Origin of the sequence: Ahrensia sp. R2A130 (genome assembly GCF_000179775.1) — a bacterium.
Taxonomy (GTDB): domain Bacteria; phylum Pseudomonadota; class Alphaproteobacteria; order Rhizobiales; family Rhizobiaceae; genus Pseudahrensia.
The window spans coordinates 1-3,021 of record NZ_AEEB01000015.1; the positions used below are offsets into that span (position 1 = coordinate 1).

The window sequence follows — 3,021 nt, forward strand, 5'->3', positions numbered from 1 at the left end:
ATAGGAGATCGTCTCCGACCCATCGGTATCGTTAAGCGAACCGCCAAGGGCTGCACCAACGGCAACAGCCGTATCTTCCTCTGTGGGAATGGGTGCGCCGGGAACAACAACGTTCGGCGCATCAGCAACAGCAGTTACCGTGACAGGCACCGTGAAGGTCGTGTCGGCAGTGGCCGTGGTTATCTCACCACCAACAGGGCTTGTCTCGGTCGCAGTCAGCGTGACCGAAAGATTGAAATCAGCATCGGAGTTGTTGGGAGGCGTTGCCGTCATGGCAGCGAGCGCTGCATCGATCTGCGCAGGCGTACCCGTGATCGTCCAGTCCTGACCGGCTTGCACCACAGTTGCACCCGATGGACCAAAGCCACCCAGCACAACACCGGTAGGAGCCGTGACCACAGCCTGTGTGATTGTTTCAGAACCATCAGTATCATTCAGCTGCGTGGTAACAGGAACGGCGATCGCCGTGTCCTCATTACCCGTGCCGGAACCTGAGCCTGATGGTGCATCGGCAACAGCGGCCACGATCAGATCATGGGTATCAGTCGTGCTGGCAGTCGAACCGCCATCATCGGTGGTGGTAACCTCGACCGTCAGCTGCACATTGGTGTCGTCATCATCAGCCGGATCATAGGCAAACGTATCCAGCGTCGCGCGGATATCGGCCTCAGGGCCAGTGATCGTATAACCACCGGCAACAGCGGTTACAGTCGCACCGCCTGCTGGGGTGAACGTAATATCAGCACCGGCAGGAATACCCGTAACAGCAACCTGAGACACAACCTCGGACCCGTCCGTATCAACCAGCGCATAGCTGATGTCCGCGCCGAACACCGTCGTCACATCCTCATCAACCGAACTCGAACCACCCGTAACAACAGGTGCATCAGCAACGGCGGTAATTGTAACGGCATGGGTGCCGTTTACGGTCGTGGTGTCAGTGCCATCGGTCGTCGTTACCGCAATACCGACATTAAAATCGAAAGCGTCGTGGGTGGCAGGCTCCACACCGAATGTCGCCAAAATGGCCGCAACTTCCTGCGGAGTACCTGCAATCGTATAGGTACCAGGCGCTCCGAGTGTAACCGTTCCGGGCAAACCGGTGTTCCAGCTTACGGTTCCCGTGGGAGGCAAACCTGAAAGCTCCAAGCTCATGCTCTCAGAATTATCAGTATCGTTGCCCGCAACAGTGATGTCAGCGCCGAAGGCGATAACACCGTTATCCTCGGTCGCAGTGGTTGTTCCGGTATTCAATGTGGCTGGGTCAGCGACCGGATCTATCGTAATCGTGATCGGAGCAGAAGCGGTGGCTGATCCACCTTCCGCTTCGGTAGATGTCGCGGAAATCGTCAGGTTATAGGTAACCGCCGCTTCATCCACAGGTGGCGTGAATGTAATTCCGGCAGCCAGCTCTGCTGGTGTGAATGACCAATTGCCGCCACCCAGATCGGTACCTGTGGTAAAGCTTGCACCGGTTGGTACGCCGCTGATCGTGTGGACGATGCTTTCTGAACCGTCAGTATCCGTCAGCAAGGCAGCAACGCCGGTCAGTAGAACAGTCGTGTCTTCATCAGTAGTGAACGCACCACCCGTGACATCCGGTGTGTCTACAACAGGTACAACATCGACGTTGTGAGTGGCATTCGTGGTCGCAGTCGAACCATCATCATCCGTTGTGGTAACGGCGACGTTGAGAGCGATATCATCACCAGTATCATCCGGTGCCTGCAGGGTAAGCGTGTCCAGCGTAGCGCGAATTTCCGCTTCGGTACCGGAGATGGAAACACCACCAGCAACAAGCGTTACGACCACTGCGCCCGATGCGGTAAAGCCGAAAACAGTACCTGCAGGCGCGCCATCGACGACGACACCACTGATTACTTCGGAACCATCCGTATCCACCAACCCGTAGGTCATCACGTCACCGATAAGACCGGGGGTGTCTTCGTTGATGGTGGACGAGCCTGGAACCACAGTCGGAGCATCGGCTTGCGCTTCGATGACGACGTCAAATGGCGTGTTCGCCGTTGCGGTATCACCATTGGAGTCCGTCGTTGTTGCAGACAAAACCAGTGGCACAGTACCGGAGAAGTTCGTGGCGGGGTTAAAGGCAACAATGTCCAGCTCTGCGGGGGTCAGCGCCCATACGCCGCCACCTAGATCCGTGCCAACGCTCAACGAAGTTCCAGCCGGAACACCAGAGATTTGGAACGCAATTGTTTCAGAACCATCCATGTCGGGAGTTGTCCCAGCCAAGACAGTCAGCGGGACAGGCGTATCTTCATCACCGTTGATCGTACCGCCGGTAAGAATGGGAGTGTCGGCTACCGGAGTAACGGTAACCGGATGCGTTCCCGTTGTTGTGGCGGTATCAAGACCATCCATCACGGTAACGGCAATCTGCAAGACGAAATCATCGGCAGAGTGGGCTGGAGGCGTAACGGTCAGGCTTGCAACTGTCGCGCGGATGTCTGCTTCAGGGCCTGTGATGGTGAAGCCACCTGGAACGGGTGTGACGACGGCAGCACCGGAGACCGTGAAATCGGTTACCGAACCAGCAGGAATATCCGTGATCGCGACTTCGCTGATGACTTCCGACCCATCGGGGTCAGTAGAGGCATAAGTCAACGAAGCGCCAACGGCAGCCGGTTGATCTTCGTCTATCGCTGAAGCGCCTGTGGTAAGCGTCGGCGCATCGCTAACACTGGCCACTGTTACGATTATATTGGCTGTGTTTGTAGCTGTGTCGCCTTCGTCTTCGGTTGCGGTTGCTTCGAGCACCATGTTGAAGGTGCCGTCGGCCTGTGGCGGTGGGTTGTATGTCAGGCCAGCGTCGAGCTCGGCCTTGGTGAAGGTCCATACCCCGCCACCAGCATCCGTGCCGGTGGTGAAGGATGCAGCAGGATCAACACCCGTCACGCGATAGGTCAGCGTCTCGGAACCGTCAGTATCCGTCAGCGCACCGGTAAGGCCCGTAAGCGCGACCGCTGTATCTTCATCCGTGTTGTAGTTGCCGCCCGT

Annotated in this window: 1 protein-coding gene; it reads right to left on the reverse strand. The window is 57.1% G+C overall.

Annotation, left to right across the window (positions count from 1 at the left end):
- A partial coding sequence (locus R2A130_RS18680; protein WP_009464686.1) for a hypothetical protein occupies positions 1-3,021 on the reverse strand: 3,021 nt, incomplete at both ends.